This window comes from Paracoccus beibuensis (genome assembly GCF_026162625.1).
Lineage (GTDB): Bacteria > Pseudomonadota > Alphaproteobacteria > Rhodobacterales > Rhodobacteraceae > Paracoccus > Paracoccus beibuensis.
The window spans coordinates 66,228-82,821 of the sequence record NZ_JAOTBD010000007.1; the positions used below are offsets into that span (position 1 = coordinate 66,228).

General features: G+C 65.6%; 11 protein-coding genes, 1 other RNA gene and 2 pseudogenes. 4 read left to right on the forward strand and 10 right to left on the reverse strand.

The genetic code is table 11. The features are described 5' to 3' along the window. Positions 1-63: 63 nt before the first annotated feature. The 8 genes from OC159_RS07015 to OC159_RS07050 all read right to left on the reverse strand — a co-directional run bounded on the left by OC159_RS07015 (position 64) and on the right by OC159_RS07050 (position 10,071). On the reverse strand, positions 64-834 hold the full coding sequence (locus OC159_RS07015) for a squalene/phytoene synthase family protein (RefSeq protein WP_265500444.1): 771 nt from the start codon (positions 832-834) through the stop codon (positions 64-66). After that, on the reverse strand, positions 831-2,240 hold the full coding sequence (gene cysS / locus OC159_RS07020) for a cysteine--tRNA ligase (RefSeq protein WP_265500445.1): 1,410 nt from the start codon (positions 2,238-2,240) through the stop codon (positions 831-833). The genes OC159_RS07015 and cysS overlap by 4 nt, the downstream gene beginning before the upstream one ends. A gap of 30 nt (positions 2,241-2,270) precedes the next feature. Then, positions 2,271-3,494, reverse strand: a complete 1,224-nt coding sequence (locus OC159_RS07025; RefSeq protein ID WP_265500446.1) for a glycosyltransferase — start codon at positions 3,492-3,494, stop codon at positions 2,271-2,273. Beyond that, positions 3,494-5,221 carry an ABC transporter ATP-binding protein gene (locus tag OC159_RS07030; RefSeq protein ID WP_265500447.1) on the reverse strand — a complete coding sequence of 576 codons (1,728 nt, stop codon included), beginning with the start codon at positions 5,219-5,221 and terminating at the stop codon, positions 3,494-3,496. Before OC159_RS07030 ends, OC159_RS07025 begins: the two co-directional genes overlap by 1 nt. Further along, on the reverse strand, positions 5,218-6,321 hold the full coding sequence (locus OC159_RS07035; RefSeq protein ID WP_265500448.1) for an ABC transporter permease: 1,104 nt from the start codon (positions 6,319-6,321) through the stop codon (positions 5,218-5,220). The genes OC159_RS07030 and OC159_RS07035 overlap by 4 nt, the downstream gene beginning before the upstream one ends. Next, positions 6,321-7,400: a microcin C ABC transporter permease YejB gene (locus tag OC159_RS07040; RefSeq protein ID WP_265500449.1), complete on the reverse strand. Its 1,080-nt coding sequence runs from the start codon at positions 7,398-7,400 to the stop codon at positions 6,321-6,323. Before OC159_RS07040 ends, OC159_RS07035 begins: the two co-directional genes overlap by 1 nt. Before the next feature lie 97 nt (positions 7,401-7,497). Continuing rightward, on the reverse strand, positions 7,498-9,375 hold the full coding sequence (locus OC159_RS07045) for an extracellular solute-binding protein (RefSeq protein WP_265500450.1): 1,878 nt from the start codon (positions 9,373-9,375) through the stop codon (positions 7,498-7,500). A gap of 153 nt (positions 9,376-9,528) precedes the next feature. After that, a complete protein-coding gene (locus OC159_RS07050) occupies positions 9,529-10,071 on the reverse strand; it encodes a c-type cytochrome (RefSeq protein WP_265500451.1) in 543 nt (180 codons plus the stop codon). A 123-nt stretch (positions 10,072-10,194) separates the two neighbouring features. Here OC159_RS07050 and OC159_RS07055 point away from each other — a divergent pair, with 123 nt between their 5' ends. Continuing rightward, on the forward strand, positions 10,195-11,049 hold the full coding sequence (locus OC159_RS07055; protein WP_265500452.1) for a prephenate dehydratase: 855 nt from the start codon (positions 10,195-10,197) through the stop codon (positions 11,047-11,049). Between the two features lie 4 nt (positions 11,050-11,053). On the opposite strand, the gene OC159_RS07060 is transcribed toward OC159_RS07055, so the two are convergent. Beyond that, positions 11,054-11,608 (reverse strand): hypothetical protein, encoded by a 555-nt coding sequence (locus OC159_RS07060; protein WP_265500453.1) that lies wholly within the window; start codon positions 11,606-11,608, stop codon positions 11,054-11,056. A 292-nt stretch (positions 11,609-11,900) separates the two neighbouring features. Between OC159_RS07060 and OC159_RS07065 the strand changes: the two genes are divergently transcribed. From OC159_RS07065 to OC159_RS07075, 3 genes and pseudogenes are all read left to right on the forward strand, one after another. After that, positions 11,901-13,715: a bifunctional 2',3'-cyclic-nucleotide 2'-phosphodiesterase/3'-nucleotidase gene (locus OC159_RS07065; RefSeq protein ID WP_265500454.1), complete on the forward strand. Its 1,815-nt coding sequence runs from the start codon at positions 11,901-11,903 to the stop codon at positions 13,713-13,715. A gap of 61 nt (positions 13,716-13,776) precedes the next feature. After that, an RNA gene (ffs, locus tag OC159_RS07070) (signal recognition particle sRNA small type) lies at positions 13,777-13,873 on the forward strand. Between the two features lie 236 nt (positions 13,874-14,109). Beyond that, positions 14,110-14,653: pseudogene (locus OC159_RS07075) on the forward strand (transposase); the annotation flags it as partial. A gap of 734 nt (positions 14,654-15,387) precedes the next feature. On the opposite strand, the pseudogene OC159_RS07080 reads toward OC159_RS07075, so the two are convergent. After that, positions 15,388-16,583 (reverse strand): annotated as a pseudogene (locus OC159_RS07080) (IS91 family transposase). Between the last annotated feature and the right edge of the window lie 11 nt (positions 16,584-16,594).

Below are 16,594 nucleotides of genomic sequence, written 5' to 3' on the forward strand. Positions count from 1 at the left end.
CTGCCCGTTCCGGGTCTTCCGATTCCTTCCATAGCCGCGCCGTCAGGAAAAGCAACTTTTCGCTCAGCGCCACCAGCGTCCTGTCAGCGCCAGCCGTGCCAGCGACGCACGCCGCTGGAACGGCACGATCTGCGGCGTCGCGGTGAAGGGATCGACACGGCCCGCGACGATCTCGGACAGCAGGCGCGGCACGCGGGGGCCGGGATACAGGGCCGCGGCGGCTCTCTTGGGCAGCTTGCCGTGCAGGCGGGCCGCCATGCGCAGGCCGTCGCCCGCCTGACGCGCCAAGGCTGCCGTGTCCTTTCGGTCGGCCCGTGCCAGACCAAGGCCCAGGGCCTGCAATTGCGGCAGGGCGCGCAGCCATGCGGCAAGCCCCGCACCGCGCGCCTGGTGGGCGACGATGTCGCGCGTGCCTTCGGTCGCCCCGCAACGACGGGCCGCAGCCCACATGAGAGTGCCCGCCGTCGCATCGACATAGGCCGTGACCTCGGCCGGCGTGGCGAAGGGCAGACGCTCGCAATCGCGATGCCGCGCCTCGGCCAGCGGGGTCAAATCACCGGCATCCGTCCCCCACGCCTCCCACAGGGGCGTCAGCACGTCGTGAAGGGGCGGCGGCGTGCCGCGCCCCATCTCTGCCAGCCGGTCGATCCACCATTGCAGCCTAATCTCGGCCAGCATCGGCTCGTTCGACTGGAACGGCGCTCTCGCGATTTCGAGGTTCAGCGCGTAAAGCGTTGCCAATGCATGACGATCCTGCGCCTCGGCCGCAAGCACCGCCCCGAACCGGTCGGGGTCGTGCTGGCGCAGCGCCTCGGTGCAGGCGTCCAGCGTCATGCGCCGTGGGCCTTCGCCAGGTCCGCCAGCCGCGCCGGATCGAAACCCGCCGCCAGCGACCATTCCGGCCCTTGCGGGGTGTCCTTCACCTCGACCCCTGCCGCCGCAAAGCCTTCGCGGATCGCATCGGCGGTTGCGAAGTCTCGCGCCTGCCGCGCCGCAAGCCGCGCCGCAAGCAGCACTGCGATCTGATCCGCGGCCGCGTCCCCCGCCTCGGCCCACCCGCCCATCTCGGGCAGCAACAGCCCCAGCATCCGCGCCGAGGCCAGCAGCCCCGCGCCGTCCCCCTTCGCCGCAAGTTCGTGCAACGCCGCGATGGCGCCCGCCGAGTTCAGGTCGTCGCTCAGAGCATCGATGACGGCGGGCGCCGGGCTTGGCGCGGGCTCGATGCCCGCGACAAGCCCACGCCACCGCCGAAGCACCGCTTCGGCCTCGCGCGCCTTGGCATCGGTCCAATCCATCGGCTTGCGGTAATGCGTCGACAGCATCACGAAGCGGATCACCTCTCCCGGCACGCCCCGGTCCAGCAGGTCGCGCACCGTGAAGAAGTTGCCAAGCGACTTGGACATCTTCTTGCCCTCGACCTGCAGCATCTCGTTGTGCAGCCAGACGTTGGCGAAGCCCGCGTCGGGATGGGCGCAGCAGCTCTGGGCAATCTCGTTTTCATGATGCGGGAACTGCAAGTCGATGCCGCCGCCATGGATGTCGAAACTGGGCCCCAGCAGCGCCGCCGACATGGCCGAGCATTCAATGTGCCACCCGGGACGTCCCCGACCCCAAGGGCTGTCCCAGCCCGGCAGGTCCGCATCCGACGGCTTCCACAGCACGAAATCCATCGGGTCGCGCTTGTAGGGCGCGACCTCGACCCGCGCGCCGGCGATCATGTCGTCCACCGACCGCCCCGACAGCTTGCCATAGTCCCGAAAGGACCGGACGTCGAACAGGACATGGCGCTCTGCCTCATAGGCGTGGCCATTGGCGATCAGGTCGCGCGTCATCTCGATCATCTGGCCGACATAGGCGGTCGCGCGCGGCTCGTGATCGGGCCGCAGCGCCCCGAGCGCATCCATGTCCTGATGATACCAGCCGATGGTCTCGTCGCTGCGCTCGGCAATCAGATCCTCCAGCGTGCCGGGTCGCCCCGCTGCCTTGCGGCGCTGCGCCTCGGCGTTGATCTTGTCGTCGACGTCAGTGAAGTTCCGAACATAAGTTACTGCCCCGGCGCCATAAACATGGCGCAGCATCCGGACCAGAAGATCGAAGACCAGGACCGGCCGGGCATTGCCCAGATGCGCGCGATCATAGACTGTGGGGCCACACAGGTACAGGCGCACGTTGCCGGGATCGATGGGGACGAAGTCCTCTTTCGTGCGGGTGCGGGTGTTGGTCAGCCTGATCTGCGCCATCGCGGGCCCCTTTCATATCGTCGCAGGGATTTAGCGCATCGCGCCCCGGCTTTCCACCCAGGCAATCTGCCGGGGCAGGCTGTTGGCTCTCAGGTCATAGCCCGACAGGATCGTCTGCCGGGCAGCCTCGCGAATGGCCGGGGCATCTGGATCGCCCTCAAGGCCCCGGACAAGGGCCGCCGACAGCGCGGCAAGGTCGAAGAACGGCACCAGCCGGCCGTTCTGCCCGTCGCGGATCAGCTCTCGCACAGGCTCGGTGTCAGAGCCGACCACGTAGCCCCCCGCCGCCATCGCCTCGGTCAGCGACCAGGACAGCACGAAAGGATAGGTCAGATAGCAATGCACCCGCGCCACGCGCAGCAGCGACAGGTAGGTGCCATAGGGCACCCGGCCCAGAAAGTGGACACGCGACAGGTCCAGCTGCGCCCCGACCTCTGACAGCAGCGCCTGCTTCCAGCTGCCGGCGTTCTTCGGCTTGCCGCCATAGCTGGTACCCTCGGCCCCGACCAGGACGACCTGCGCATCCGGTCGGGCCGCCAGGACCTGCGGCAGCGCCCGCATGAAGACGTGGAAACCTCGGTAAGGCTCCAGCGACCGCGACACGAAGCTGAGAACCTCGTCACCCGCCCGCAGCACGCGCCCGTTCGGCAGGGTCAGCTGCGCCTCCGGGTCCGGCGCGACCGCCGAGGTGTCGATGCCGTCATGGATGACCGCGATCTTGCCGCGCAGCTCTGGCGGAAAGCTGTCAGCCTGGTACCGCGTCGGCGAGATGGCCGCGTCCGCCTGCACGATGCTCTGGACCAGGTGGGCCGACCGGGCGACCGTCATGAAGCGCGACTCGTCGCTGTCAGGGCTGATCTCGGGGTCGAAGCCGACATCGTGGCCGCGGGTGCGATACATCAGCTCAGCATATACCAGCAGCGTGGCGTGCGGCCAGATCTCCTTCAGGAACAGCGTCTCGCCCCAGCCGGGGTGACCGATGATGATGTGGGGATGAAAGCCGTGGCGGTCCCGCATCGCCCGCGCGCCGCGCGCCGCCAGAAGGCCGCGCTCGGCGTTCTGGGCGAAGCTGCGGCCAAGCGCGCTGTCGGTCTGCACCGTCTCTGGCGACTTGTAGCGCAGGGTCGTGACCGGGCTGGGACGCTGGTTCTTTTCATCCGTCAGGGCCAGCACCTCGTGACCACGCGCGACAAGGGCCGGGGCCAGGTGCGGGAACTGGCCCGGAAAGTTCTGATGCACGAAGAGGATCTTCATCACGCGTCCGGAAAGGCCGCCTTCAGAAGCGCGCGGGTATAGTCCTGCTGCGGATGATCGAAGATCTGCGCCACGTCGCCCTGCTCGACCACTTCGCCTGCGCGCATGACCATGATGTGATGGGCCATCGCGCGAACCACGCGCAGGTCGTGGCTGATGAACAGGAAGGCCAGTCCGTGCCGGCGCTGCAGGTCGCGCAAGAGGTCCACGATCTGCACCTGCACGGTCATGTCCAGCGCGCTGGTCGGTTCGTCCAGAACGACCACCTTGGGGCGCAGGATCATGGCCCGGGCGATGGCGATGCGCTGGCGCTGGCCGCCGCTGAATTCATGGGGATAGCGGTGCATCATCTCGGGGTTCAGCCCGACCTCGGCCATGATCTCGCTGACCAGGGCGCGGCGGTCGCGGGACTTGTCGATGCCGTGGACACCCAGCCCCTCGGTGATGATCTGTTCGACCGTCATGCGCGGGGAGAGGCTGCCATAAGGGTCCTGGAACACGATCTGCATGTCGCGGCGCAGGCGGCGCAGCTGCCCCCCGCCCCAGCCCTGGATGTCCTGCCCCATGAAGAGGATCGGGCCGTCGCTTTCGATCAGCCGCATGATCGCCAGCGCCAGCGTGGTCTTGCCGCTGCCGGATTCGCCCACCACGCCAAGCGTCTCGCCTGCCCGCAGGGACAGGGTGGCGCCGTTCACGGCCTTCACATGCCCAACAGTGCGGCGCAGCAGGCCGCGCTGGATGGGGAACCAGACTTTCAGGTCCCGCGTCTCGACCAGCACGGGCGCATCGGGGGCCACGGGCTGGGCCCGGCCCTGCGGTTCGGCATGCAGCAGCTTTTGTGTATAAAGGTGGCGCGGGTCGCGGAAGATCTGCTCGACCGGGCCCTGTTCGACGATCTCTCCGTCCTTCATGACGCAGACGCGGTCGGCGATGCGGCGCACGATGCCCAGGTCGTGGCTGATGAACAGCATCGACAGGCCCTCGGCCGTCTTCAGTTCGGCCAGCAGTTCCAGGATCTGTGCCTGGATGGTCACGTCCAGCGCAGTCGTAGGCTCGTCCGCTATCAGCAGGTCCGGACCGTTGGCCAGCGCCATCGCGATCATCACGCGCTGCCGCTGCCCACCGGACAGCTGGTGGGGGTAATCGGCCAGCCGGCTTTCGGGGTCGCGGATACCGACACGCGTCAGCAGCTGGACGATCCGCGCCCGCGCCTTGGCCCCGGTCAACCCCTGGTGCAGCGCCAAGCTTTCCGAAAGCTGCTTTTCCAGCGTGTGCAGCGGGTTCAGCGAGGTCATCGGCTCTTGAAAGATGAAGCTGATGTCGTTGCCACGGATCTCTCGCAAGGTGCGTTCGGGGGCGCCGACCATTTCGCGCCCGTCATAGCGGACCGAGCCCTCGACCACGGCCGATGGGCCCAGAAGCTGCACCGTGGACAGTGCCGTGATCGACTTTCCCGACCCGGATTCGCCCACCAGCGCCACGGTCTCGCCTTTGCCGATGTGGAAGCTGACGCCCCTGACGGCGGGCACGACCTTCCCTTCGGAACGGAAGCCGATGCGCAGGTCGCAAACGGCCAGCACCGCGTCCGCAGGCGCGGTGGGTGAGGGTGCCGGATGCCCCTCGGGATGACCAGGCACTCCGGGGCCGTGATCCTCGTGCGCGGGCGCTGGCGCGGCGGTCATCAGGACGGTGGGCGGCAACGTGCCCTTGTCGTCAGGGCGGCTCATCGGAACGTCTTTCGCGGGTCGAAAGCGTCGCGGACGCCCTCGAAGATGAAGACCAGCAACGACAGCATGATCGCAAAGGTGAAGAATGCGGTGAAGGCCAGCCAGGGCGCCTGCAGGTTCTGCTTGGCCTGCAGCGCCATCTCGCCCAGCGACGCCGATCCGGCGGGCAGGCCGTAGCCCAGATAGTCCAGCGCCGCGAGGCCGCTGATCGTGCCGGTCACGACGAAGGGCAGCATGGTCAGCGTGGCGACCATCGCGTTGGGCAGGATATGGCGGAACATGATCTTGCGGTCGCTGACCCCAAGCGCACGGGCTGCCCGAACATATTCGAAGTTCCGCGCACGCAGGAACTCGGCCCGGACGACGCCCACCAGCGCGGGCCAGCCGAACAGGATCGTCACGAAGACCAGAAGCCAGAAGCTGCGTCCCAGGATCGCGAACAGGATGATGATGACGTAAAGACCGGGGGTCGAGGCCCAGATCTCCAGCACCCGTTGGAAGACGAGGTCGGTGCGCCCGCCGAAATAGCCTTGAATCGCCCCCGCCGCGATGCCGATGGTGGATGCCACCACCGTCACGATCAGCGTGAACAGGATCGATGTGCGGAAGCCATAGATCACGCGGGCCAGCACGTCGCGCGCGGTGTCGTCGGTGCCCAGCCAGTGATCCGCATCGGGGACGCTTGGCGCGGTGCCGACATTGTTGATCGTGCGGTAGTGGTAGGGGATCGGCGGCCAGATCATCCAACCCCGCTCGGCTTCGGGGATCTCGCTGGCGCCGGTGTCGATGGTCTCGATCAGGCCTTCCGGATCGTCCCAGCAGTCCTGGCTGCCGCCCGACACGATCAGGCATTGGACTGCCGGATCGCGATAGATCGCCTCGGTTCCGAAATCGCCACCGAAGGCGGTTTCGGGATAGAAGTTATAGGCGGGCCAATACAGATCGCCGCGATATCTGACGACGATCGGCTTGTCGTTGGCCACCACCTCGGCGAACATCGCGACGACGAACAGGACGCTGAAGATCACCAGCGACCAGAAGGCGCGACCGTTCCGGCGGAAGCTGCGCCAGCGGCGGCGGTTCAGTTCCGACATCGCCATCAGCCGGCCCTTTTCTCGAAGTCGATCCGAGGATCGACGAAGACATACATCAGGTCCGACAGGATGCCGATGACCAGCGACAGCAGGCCAAAGACATAGAGCGTGCCGAAGATTACCGGGTAGTCGCGCTGGACCGCCGCCTCGAAGCCAAGCCGTCCCAGACCGTCGAGCGAGAAGACTGTCTCGATGAGGATGGACGAGCCGAAGAACACGCCCAGGAACACCGCTGGAAATCCCGCTATCACGATCAGCATGGCGTTGCGGAAGACGTGACCATAAAGAACGCGGCGCTCGGCCAGACCCTTGGCGCGGGCGGTCATCACGTACTGCTTGTTGATCTCGTCCAGAAAGCTGTTCTTGGTCAGAAGCGTCAGCGTGGCAAAGCTGCTGATCGTGGCGGCCAGCACCGGCAGGGTCGCGTGCCAGACATAGTCCTTGATCTTGCCCCAGGTGGACAGGTCCGCAAAGTTGTCACTGGTCAGGCCGCGCAACGGAAAGATCTGCCAGTAACTGCCGCCGGCGAACAGCACCATCAGCATGACCGCGAACAGGAAGGCCGGGATCGCATAGGCCATGATGATCACGCCCGAGGTCCAGGTGTCGAAGCGCGTCCCGTCCCGCGTCGCCTTGCGGATGCCGAGCGGGATCGAGATCACATAGGCGATCACCGTGGACCACAGCCCGAGAGTGATCGACACCGGCATCTTCTCGATCACCAGGTCAATGACGCTGACCGATCGGAACCAGGACGTGCCGAAGTCGAACCGAAGATAATTCCACAGCATCGTCAGAAAGCGTTCGACCGGCGGCTTGTCGAAGCCGAATTCCTTTTCCAGCTGCGCGATGAATTCCGGCGGCAAACCCTGCGCGCCTTCATACCCGGACGGCGCGGCCTGCTGACCTGCCTCGGCGCCGCCGCCAGAAATGTTGCGGAAGGCGTCGCCCTCGCCCTGTATCTGCGCGGCGATCTGTTCGATAGGACCCCCGGGCACGAACTGAGTCAGCGTGAAGTTGACCAGCATGATGCCGATCAGCGTCGGGATGATCAGCAGCAAACGCCGCAGGATATAGGCGCCCATCAGCCTGCCCCTCTGCCGCCCTGGCGGGAATACGGGGGCCTTGACGGCCCCGTCTGGTTGATGCGTCTTGTCGGCAATCCCGCCCCGGAAATCAAGCTCAGTTCCGCAGGGCGCCGGCCGCGCGCAGAGCCTCGGCCTTCTCGTCGTCGTACCACCAGAAATCCAGCTCGCCCAAGGCATAGGGCGGCAGTTCCTCGGGGCGGCCGAACATGTCGTAATAGGCGACCAGGTGGTTGGCGTTGTACCACTGCGGCACCCAGAAATGCAGGCTGCGCAGCGCCCGGTCCAGAGCATGCACGCCGGTTGTCAGTTCGTCCTGCGTATCGGCCTCCTCGACGTTCTTGATCAGTGCGTCGATCGCCGGGTTGGCCAGCCCCATCGAGTTGAAGACGTCGCCCACGTTCGCGGAGCCGAAATACTGCTGAAGCCCTGCACCCGGGATCTCGGACTGGCCCAGGTGGTCGCCGATCATGTCGAAGTCGAAGCTGCGGCGGCGATTTTCGTATTCGGCGTTGTCCACGCGAGCGTTGCGGGCGTCGACCCCAAGTGCGCGAAGATTTTCGACGAAGGGATTGATCACGCGGTCGAACGTCTGGCTGTCGTTCAGGATCTCCAGCGTCAGGACCTCGCCCGCCTCGTTGCGGCGCAGGCCGTCGTCTCCAGTCACCCAGCCCGCGTCGTTCAGCAACTGCGCGGCGCGGCGCAGGTTCGGGCGGTCTGTCTGGCGGGCGCCGCTTTCGGGGGCGGTCACGACCTCATCCGTCAGGATGCCCTCGGGCAGGTCCGCCGCCAGCGGCTCCAGCAACGCCAGTTCGCCCTCCGAAGGTGTGCCGGTGGCTTCGAGGTCGCTGTTTTCCCAAAAACTGTCGACGCGGTCGTAGAGGCCATAAAACAGCGACTTGTTGGACCACTCGAAGTTGAAGGCCAGACCGATCGCCTCGCGGACGCGGGGGTCCTGGAACTTGGGCTTGCGCAGGTTCAGCACCCAAGCCTGCCCCGAGGCGATGTTGCCGTCGGGCAGCGTCTCCATCTTGACCCAGCCGTTCTGGACGGCAGGAAAATCATAGCGCGTCGCCCAGATGATGCTGCTGACCTCTCGGCGGAAGGTGTATTCGCCGGCCTTGAACGCCTCGAACGCGGCGTCATAGTCCGAGAAGTACTCGTACCGGATGCGGTCGAAGTTGAAACGACCGCGGTTGATCGCGAGGTCCGCGCCCCAATAATCCGTGTCGCGGCGATAGCTGACGTTACGGTTCAGGTCCGCTCGGTCGAAGACATAGGGGCCGGATCCGACGAAGGGCTCCTGCATCGTCTGTTCCAGGTCGCGATCGTTGGCCTCAAAGTCGGCGCGGCTGAAGACCGGCAGGCTGCCAACCGACTGGATCAGGTCGCGGCGTGGATAGTCGGCGGTGAAGTCGAAGCGGATGCGGTGGTCGTCCAGCACCTCGGCCTTGGCGACCTGCTGACCGATGACGGTGCGAAAGCTGGACAGGCCCTTGTCGCGCAACGTCTCGTAGCTGAAGAGGATGTCATGCGCGGTCAGCGGCGTGCCGTCGCTGAACCTAACCTCCGGGCGCAGGTTGAAGATTACCCAGTCGCGGCTTTCGGGATATTCGATCGTCTCGCAGAGCAGGCAGTAGGCCGCGCCGACCTCATTCGCGGGGACAGTCAGGACCGATTCAAGCATGATCGTCGACAGGGCAGCCGCCCGGCCACGGAAGGTGAAGGGGTTGTAGTTGTCGAAGCCGCTGGAATTGGGGATCGACTGAGAGATCTCACCCCCCTTGGGCGCGTCGGGGTTCACGTAAGGCAGGTGGTCGAAGTCGACGGACAGTGCCAGTTCATCGAAGATCGAGACGCCATGCGCCCGAATGACCTTGCCGTCTTCGCTGGTCCGGGCCGGGTCCTGCGCGTGGATCGGGGCCGCGATGGCCAGGGCAGCAAGAACGGCGGCAGAGAGGGCGGCATGGCGCATGGGGCAGGCTCCTTCAGACGTTGCGGCAGGCTAGGCCAGCCGACCCCGCCCCTCAAGCCGCGTTTTCGTGAGCATCCGTTGACGCCTGCCCCGCCCTGCCAACAAGAAAGGCGCCGCCCGAAAGGCGACGCCTCTTCATCCGATGTCCGGCGATCAGGAGTTCGACTGCAGATAGGCGATCAGGTTTGCACGCGCCTGAGGGTCCTTGAGACCTGCGAAGCTCATGGCGGTGCCGGGAACGACGCCGCGGGGGTTCTCGATGAAGTGCTGGATGGCGTTCGGGTCCCAAACCGGTGCCTCGGCGGCATGGGCGACCATCGCGTCGGTATAGCCGAAGCCCGCGACGCTTGCGACTTCGCGGCCGACGACGCCGTTCAGGTGCGGGCCGACGCCGTCGCTGCCGTCAAGCGCGTGGCAGGACCGGCATTTCGCCCATTCACGTTCACCCGCGGCGGCATCGGCAGATGCCATCAGTTCGTCGAAGTTGATTTCGGGTTCTTCCTCGGCGCCGCCTTCGGCGGCTTCGGGAACGGGAATCGTGTAGGCCTGCGCGATCTCTTCCTCGCCATGGCCCCCGCCGTGCCCGGCCGGGCCGACGTGGAACAGAGCCGACGCGCCCCAGTTGGCCAGCATCAGGAACAGCAGCGCGCCGATGAAGGCTCCGGCTGCCTTGGTCAGGGTCATGGTGTTGAACATCGCGTGCGGTCCCCGCCTTGGTAAGCTCGTCAAGTCGAGCGGTATGTATCCGCTTTCACTTTGAAGGTTCAAGGTGTAGTTACCCCGGCACCTCCAAAATTCGCAGACGCGGGGAACCTTGCCATGACGACGAATCGTATCGCCTTTCAGGGAGAACCCGGCGCCTACAGCCACGAAGCCTGCCGCTCCGCCCGGCCCCAGATGGACCCGCTGCCCTGCCGCACCTTTGAGGATGTCATCGAAGCCGTGCGCGCCGGCGAGGCCGACCTGGCCATGCTGCCGGTCGAGAACTCAACCTATGGTCGGGTGGCCGATATCCACCATTTGCTGCCCGAATCCGGCCTGCACATCGTGGATGAAGCCTTTGTGCGCGTTCATATCAGCCTGCTCGCCGTGCCCGGAACGCGGCTCGTGGACGTCACCGACGCCATGAGCCACACGGTCCTTCTGGGCCAGTGCCGCGGCTTTCTGCGCCGTCACGGCATCCGCCCGATGACGGGTGGCGACACGGCCGGATCGGCCAAGGACGTGGCGCAGCGCGGCATTCCGTCGCTGGCGGCCCTCGCGGCGCCCCTTGCGGGCGAGATCTACGGCCTCGACCGCCTGGCCGACGAGATCGAGGATCGACAGAACAACACGACGCGCTTCCTGATCATGTCGCGCGAGCCCGATTTCAGCCGTCGTGCCGACCGGATGCTGACCAGTTTCGTCTTCCGGGTGCGCAACATTCCTGCCGCGCTCTACAAGGCGATGGGCGGGTTTGCCACGAACGGCGTCAACATGACCAAGCTGGAAAGCTACATGGTAGATGGCGTCTTCACCGCGACCCAGTTCTATGCCGATATCGAGGGACACCCCGGGGACGCGAATGTCCGGCTGGCGATGGACGAGCTGTCCTATTTCACGTCCAGCCTGAACGTGTTGGGCGTCTATCCGGCCGATCCCCTGCGCGAAGCGCAGCGGCAGGCGGCGGACTGACGCGTCAGGCGACCTGCCCGCTCATCTGGTCGACGAATTCGCGGATGCGGTTCTGGTAGCGACGGTCCAGCTGCGCCTTGCCCAGCTTGGCCGTCTGAAGCATCAGTCGCGCCTTCATGTTTCGCGGCCGAACCTCGGTCTCGAAGATCAGGCGCGATCTGGCTCGGCTGAGCGCAACCACGGTCGCATTGACGGCCACGTCGACCGCCTCGGACCGCCCGACCATCGTCAGCAGTTCGGGCCGGTCGAAGCGGGTGACGGCCAGCCTCAGGCTGCGGGCGCGACCGCGCCAATCGAAGCCGATGTTCCATCCCATGCCGATCCCCGGCTCTTGAGCCGGATCGATGCGGGCCACGCTTGCACCCCGACCGATCAGCAGACGTTCCATTGCGTCGAAATTACCGATTGCGGCAAACAATTTGTCGGCTGGAAGCTCGCCGTCGAGGCGTGTCGAGAACTTCATGCGTAACAACCCGCTGACCTTGCTCGAAGCATCTTGGAAACCAGAAACCGCCACCGGCTGATAGTCCAGATCGGCATTCGTGTTCAACCAGGTCATCAGCATTCTTCGCCCCCCACTCGGCACGAGTCACAAATGTGACATATCGGCTTTGGCATTCCGATTCTTATGTGCAGATTAGATCGAATCTCTCCCGCTATCCATGTAAAATTCGTTAAACTGCAATCTCCGGTTGTCGTCCTTGCCTTTGCCGCGCTAACCATGGGACAAGATGGCCTCATCCGGGCAGTTGACGGACATGACCCTACACGCACGGCCAGGTGATGGCCCAGGTCAATCTATAGCGACGGCCACTCCGCAAGGTGACGCGCAGGACGGTACGGCTACACCCATGCGTCTGCGGATCCTCGCCACCAGCGACGTGCACATGCACCTTCTGCCATTCGATTACCTTGCGAACCGGCCGGTCGAGGGCTTGGGCCTTGCGCGCACCGCCACGCTGATCTCCCGGCTCCGGAACGAGACCGAGACGTCGATCCTGCTGGACAACGGCGACTTCCTGCAGGGGGGGCCAATGGGCGACGTCCTTGCGCGGAGCACTGTTCAGGGCGGTTCGGCGCATCCGGCGATTGCCGCAATGAATGCGCTCGGCTACGACGCGGCCGCGCTTGGCAACCACGACTTCAACTTCGGGCTGACGTACCTTCGTCGTGTCGTCGCGCAAGCAGATTTCCCGATGCTGGCCGCGAACCTCTCGCTGCGCCACGGATCGGCTTTTGCCAGCCACACGGTCATCGAGCGCCGCCTGACCGGCCCTGACGGGCGGCACCGTATCCTGCGGATCGGGGTGATCGGGTTTCTTCCGCCGCAGACGGACGAATGGGACCAGGACCTGCGCGACGAGATGCGCAGCGCGGACATCATCGCCACCGCTCGCCAGCTGGTGCCCCGCCTGCGCGGCATGGGGGTGGACCTGGTCGTCGCACTTGCCCATAGCGGGATCGGCGCGCCCGACCCGTTCCCCAGGATGGAGCATGCGGCAACGGCGCTGGCGGGGCTGCAGGGGATCGACGTCGTGATCGCCGGCCATACGCACGAGGTGTTTCCGTCACCTCGCTGGCACGGCCGCGAGGGCATCGACGCGGCCCGCGGCACGCTTGCGGGCAAGCCCGCCGTGATGCCAGGATTTGCCGGGTCGCATGTCGGGGTGATCGACCTGGACTTCAGCATCGACGAGAACGGCGCGTTTCGCATCTCGGACTTTCGCGTCCGGGCCGAGCCTGTGGCCCCGGGCACGCCGGCCTCGCCCTTGGTGGTGCGGCCGGTCAACTCTGCCCATCGCTGCACGCTGAGGCAGCTGGGCATGCGCATCGGGCGGACCGAGACGGCTCTCAGCAGCCACTTTTCGCTGATCGGCTACGATGCGGCGCTGCGGCTGGTGAACCGGGCGCAGCGGTGGCACGTCAGGCAGCGCCTGTCGAGGACGAGGCTTGCACATCTGCCGGTCCTGTCGGCGGCGGCGCCCTACCGTGCGGGGGGACGCGGCGGGGCCGACCATTTCACCGACGTCCCGGCAGGACGGATGGACCAGCGTCACCTGGCGGATGTCTATTCCTTCCCGAACCGCGTCGCGGCCGTCCGGCTGACGGGAAGCCAGATTCGCGACTGGCTGGAACGCTCTGCCAGCATTTTCAACAGGGTGTTCCCAGACGCCCCTGACCAGCCCCTGCTGAACCCCGACTTCCCGGCCTACAACTTCGACGTCATCGAGGGCGTTGAGTGGCGGATCGACCTGTCGCAGCCCGCGCGGTTCCACCCTGAGGGCAGCCTGGCCTCGCCCGAGGGGCGCCGGATCGGCGACCTGCGCTGGCGCGGCCGCCCGGTGGCAGAGGATCAAGAGTTCATCCTGGCGACCAACTCGTATCGGCTGGCAACCTGCGGCCTCTTCAGCCCGCTCGTGTCGCCGGATGCGGTGGCACTGGCGCGGGACGCGATGACGCTGGACGTGCTGCGCCGATATGTCCGGCAACAGCGGCGGGTCCGGATCCCCGAAAAGCCGCATTGGCGCTTCGTTCCGCAGGCAAATGCGACCGTCATCTTCGAGACTGCGCCGGCGGCCCTCGGCCGCCCCCTGCCGGCCTCGTGCCGGTCAGAGCCTGCAGGTCTGTCGCCCGAAGGTTTCGCCCGGATCAGGCTGTATCTCTGAGGCTCGGGTTGCGGCGGGACAGGGCTTGCATCCCGCAGCCGCGCGCCTTATGTCACGCATCGAGAGGTTGGCGCGGGCGGACGCCCCGCCAACTCGGTCAGGTCCGGAAGGAAGCAGCCGTAACGGGTCCCGTTTGGGTCGTTGTCCAGCCTCTCACCCCCTAACTCCGTAGGCTGTTCTATCGTAGAGCTTGCCTTGAGTTTGAGAGCGTGTAGTCCTTGCGGTATTACACACCAAATCTCTCGTATGGTTGAAATCACCCGTCACCTGTCGCGCTTTGTCCGGCCTGAACAACACTTGGCTCGTTGATTTTGCGCGATGAAGCTGCGGATTTGCTCGCGTTGAATCGCAGGGTTTCGTATGCTTGGCCAGAAGCCTTGCGATCCGGTCGCCGATGAAGCCCCATTTTCGTGCTCCTGAACAGGATGACCTGCTCCGCCCCCGACTGGTCGACACCCGCCACGAGTCGGTGAAGCCTGCGGCACTGATCGATCGGGGGGCGCGCTTCTTCCCGTCGCATCAGGGTCGGCCTGCGCCGTCGCCGCGCCTGGTGGCGGGGCTGATGTATCGCCAGCATGCCTTCAAGCTGTCGGACGAGGCCGTCGTCGCCCGTTGGGTCGAGAACCCGTATCATCAGCACTTCACCGGCGAGACGTTCTTCCGGCACCGCCCGCCGATCGATCCCTCGTCGCTGGTGCGCTGGCGCAAGCGGATCGGCGAGGAAGGAGTGGAGTGGCTGCTGATCAGGACCCCTTGAAGCAGGCCGAGCCGCCGGCGCGGGCGGCGACAAGAGCCTGAAGCGGGTCGCGGTCGACACAACCGTGATGGAAAAAGCCATCGCCCATCCCCCGGATGCGCGGCTTTCCGAGCGGGCGCGCGCACGGCTGGTGGGGTTGGCGAAAGAAGCCAGGATCGATCTGCGCCAGAGCTACGCCCGTCGCTGTTCAGCTGTGTTGATCTTGAGGAGCGCATTCCTGTGCGACACGCTGCACAAGATCCGACAGGTCGTGGATGACGCGCTTGCCAATCTCGATAAAGACATCGCTACCCCGGCTTCTGAGGGCGTGACCACAGACGGGGCATCAGGCACCCAAGCCTCGAGCCCTGGAGGACCCGACCATGATCTTCGTCGATCGCCTAGCCGGGAAACCATCTAAATCGTCGACCGGGTCAGCACCCTGCTAGGTGACCCGCAGCCATCGGTTTGGGCACGGCACTTTTTGTCGGCGCCTTCCAGATGCCGGCAGGAAAATCCGCTCCGGTCATTGGCCGATCCGTCTCGAATAGCGGACGCTGCCTGTGGCAAGTCGCTGCCGCGACGGTGAATGCCGCTTTGGTGAAGGTTTTCCGATGCGGGCCGTGGCGTGAGGGTGGCGCCTAGTGTTCGGGCGGCCCGCGTTGGCAAACCTCCCAAGGACGAAGCCGCGAGGAGCTTGGCGCCACCTATGGGAAAGAGTGCTTCCGGTGGGAGCCGCCATTGCATCTGGCAAGCCCCCCAGGTGTAGAGGCGGCACGCGCGCGGCCCTATCATCGAGGAATGCGGGGGCATACAGATCCTGATGATGGTGCATTGCGCCCATTTTCCACCGAATGAGCAGCCCTGGGCAAGCACCGACAGTCCGGCGTCTGATGCAGAACCGGCGGCGGATCGGCCAAGGTGATGGGCGTATCATCATGCTGCCTGCTCGCGTTGCGGTTCCGGTGACTGCGGCTTCTGCCCGCGCCGGAAGATCTCGATGATCCGCATCGGGCCGCCGCAGCAGGGGCACGGTTCACGCAGGGTAAGAGGGATGACCTCAACGGCGACCTGAGGTGCTGGCTCGGGTTGCGCCTCCCCGAGCAGGCTTCGGATCTTTGCAATGCTGACCTTTCGGCTGGTGCTGGCGAGCAGGCCGTAATGCCGGATGCGGTGAAACCCGTCGGGCAGGACGTGGATCAGGAAACGGCGGATGAACTCATGGGTAGCCAGCCGCATGATCTTATGGCGGTCGCTTTGTCGGGTGCGGTAATCCTTCCAGCGGAAGGCAACGGTCCTGGCATCGGCGCTGACCAGTCGGCTGTTCGAGATGGCCACACGGTGGGTATAGCGGCTCAGATATGCCAACACTGCTTTGGGGCCACCAAAAGGTGGTTTGGCGTAAACCACCCGTTCGATCTTGCGGAACGGGGCAAGCCACGTGGCCAAGGCCCTGGTTTCTTTCAGCTGAGCCAGGTCACCGTAGAAGACCGACTGCCCGGTGCGATGAAGGGCGAGCAACCCATCCAGAAAGAAGCGGCGAAAGAGCCGCGACAGCACTTGCACGTGGACAAAGAAGCCGGGCTTACAGGCGATCCACTTGGTGCCGTCCGGCGACAGGCCGCCGCCGGGGACGATCATGTGGATATGGGGATGGTGGATCAGCGCCGAGCCCCAGGTATGCAGCACCGCCGTCATGCCGACCTTTGCGCCGAGACGCTTGGGATCGGCGGCGATGGTCATCACCGTCTCGGCCGAGGCGCGGAATAGCAGGTCATAGACCGCCTTCTTGTTCCAAAATGCGATCTGCGCGATCTGGGCCGGCAGGGTGAAGACCACGTGGAAATACTCGACCGGCAGCAAGTCCTGAGCGCGCGCTGCCATCCAGTCACGCGCCGCCGGACCCTGGCACTTGGGGCAGTGCCGGTTCTTGCAGGAATTGTAGGCGATGTGCTGGTGGCTGGACTTGCCACACGCCGCCACGTGCCTGGCCCAAGCGCCTCGGTCCGGCAGGCCTCGATCGCCGACATCACCTTGAGCTGGGTCCGGCTGACATGACCCGCATTGGCCTGCCGCCACGCAGGCCCATGGACGCGGAAGATGTCAGCGATCTCCAGCCTGGGCCGGGGCACGCCCGGCGCGG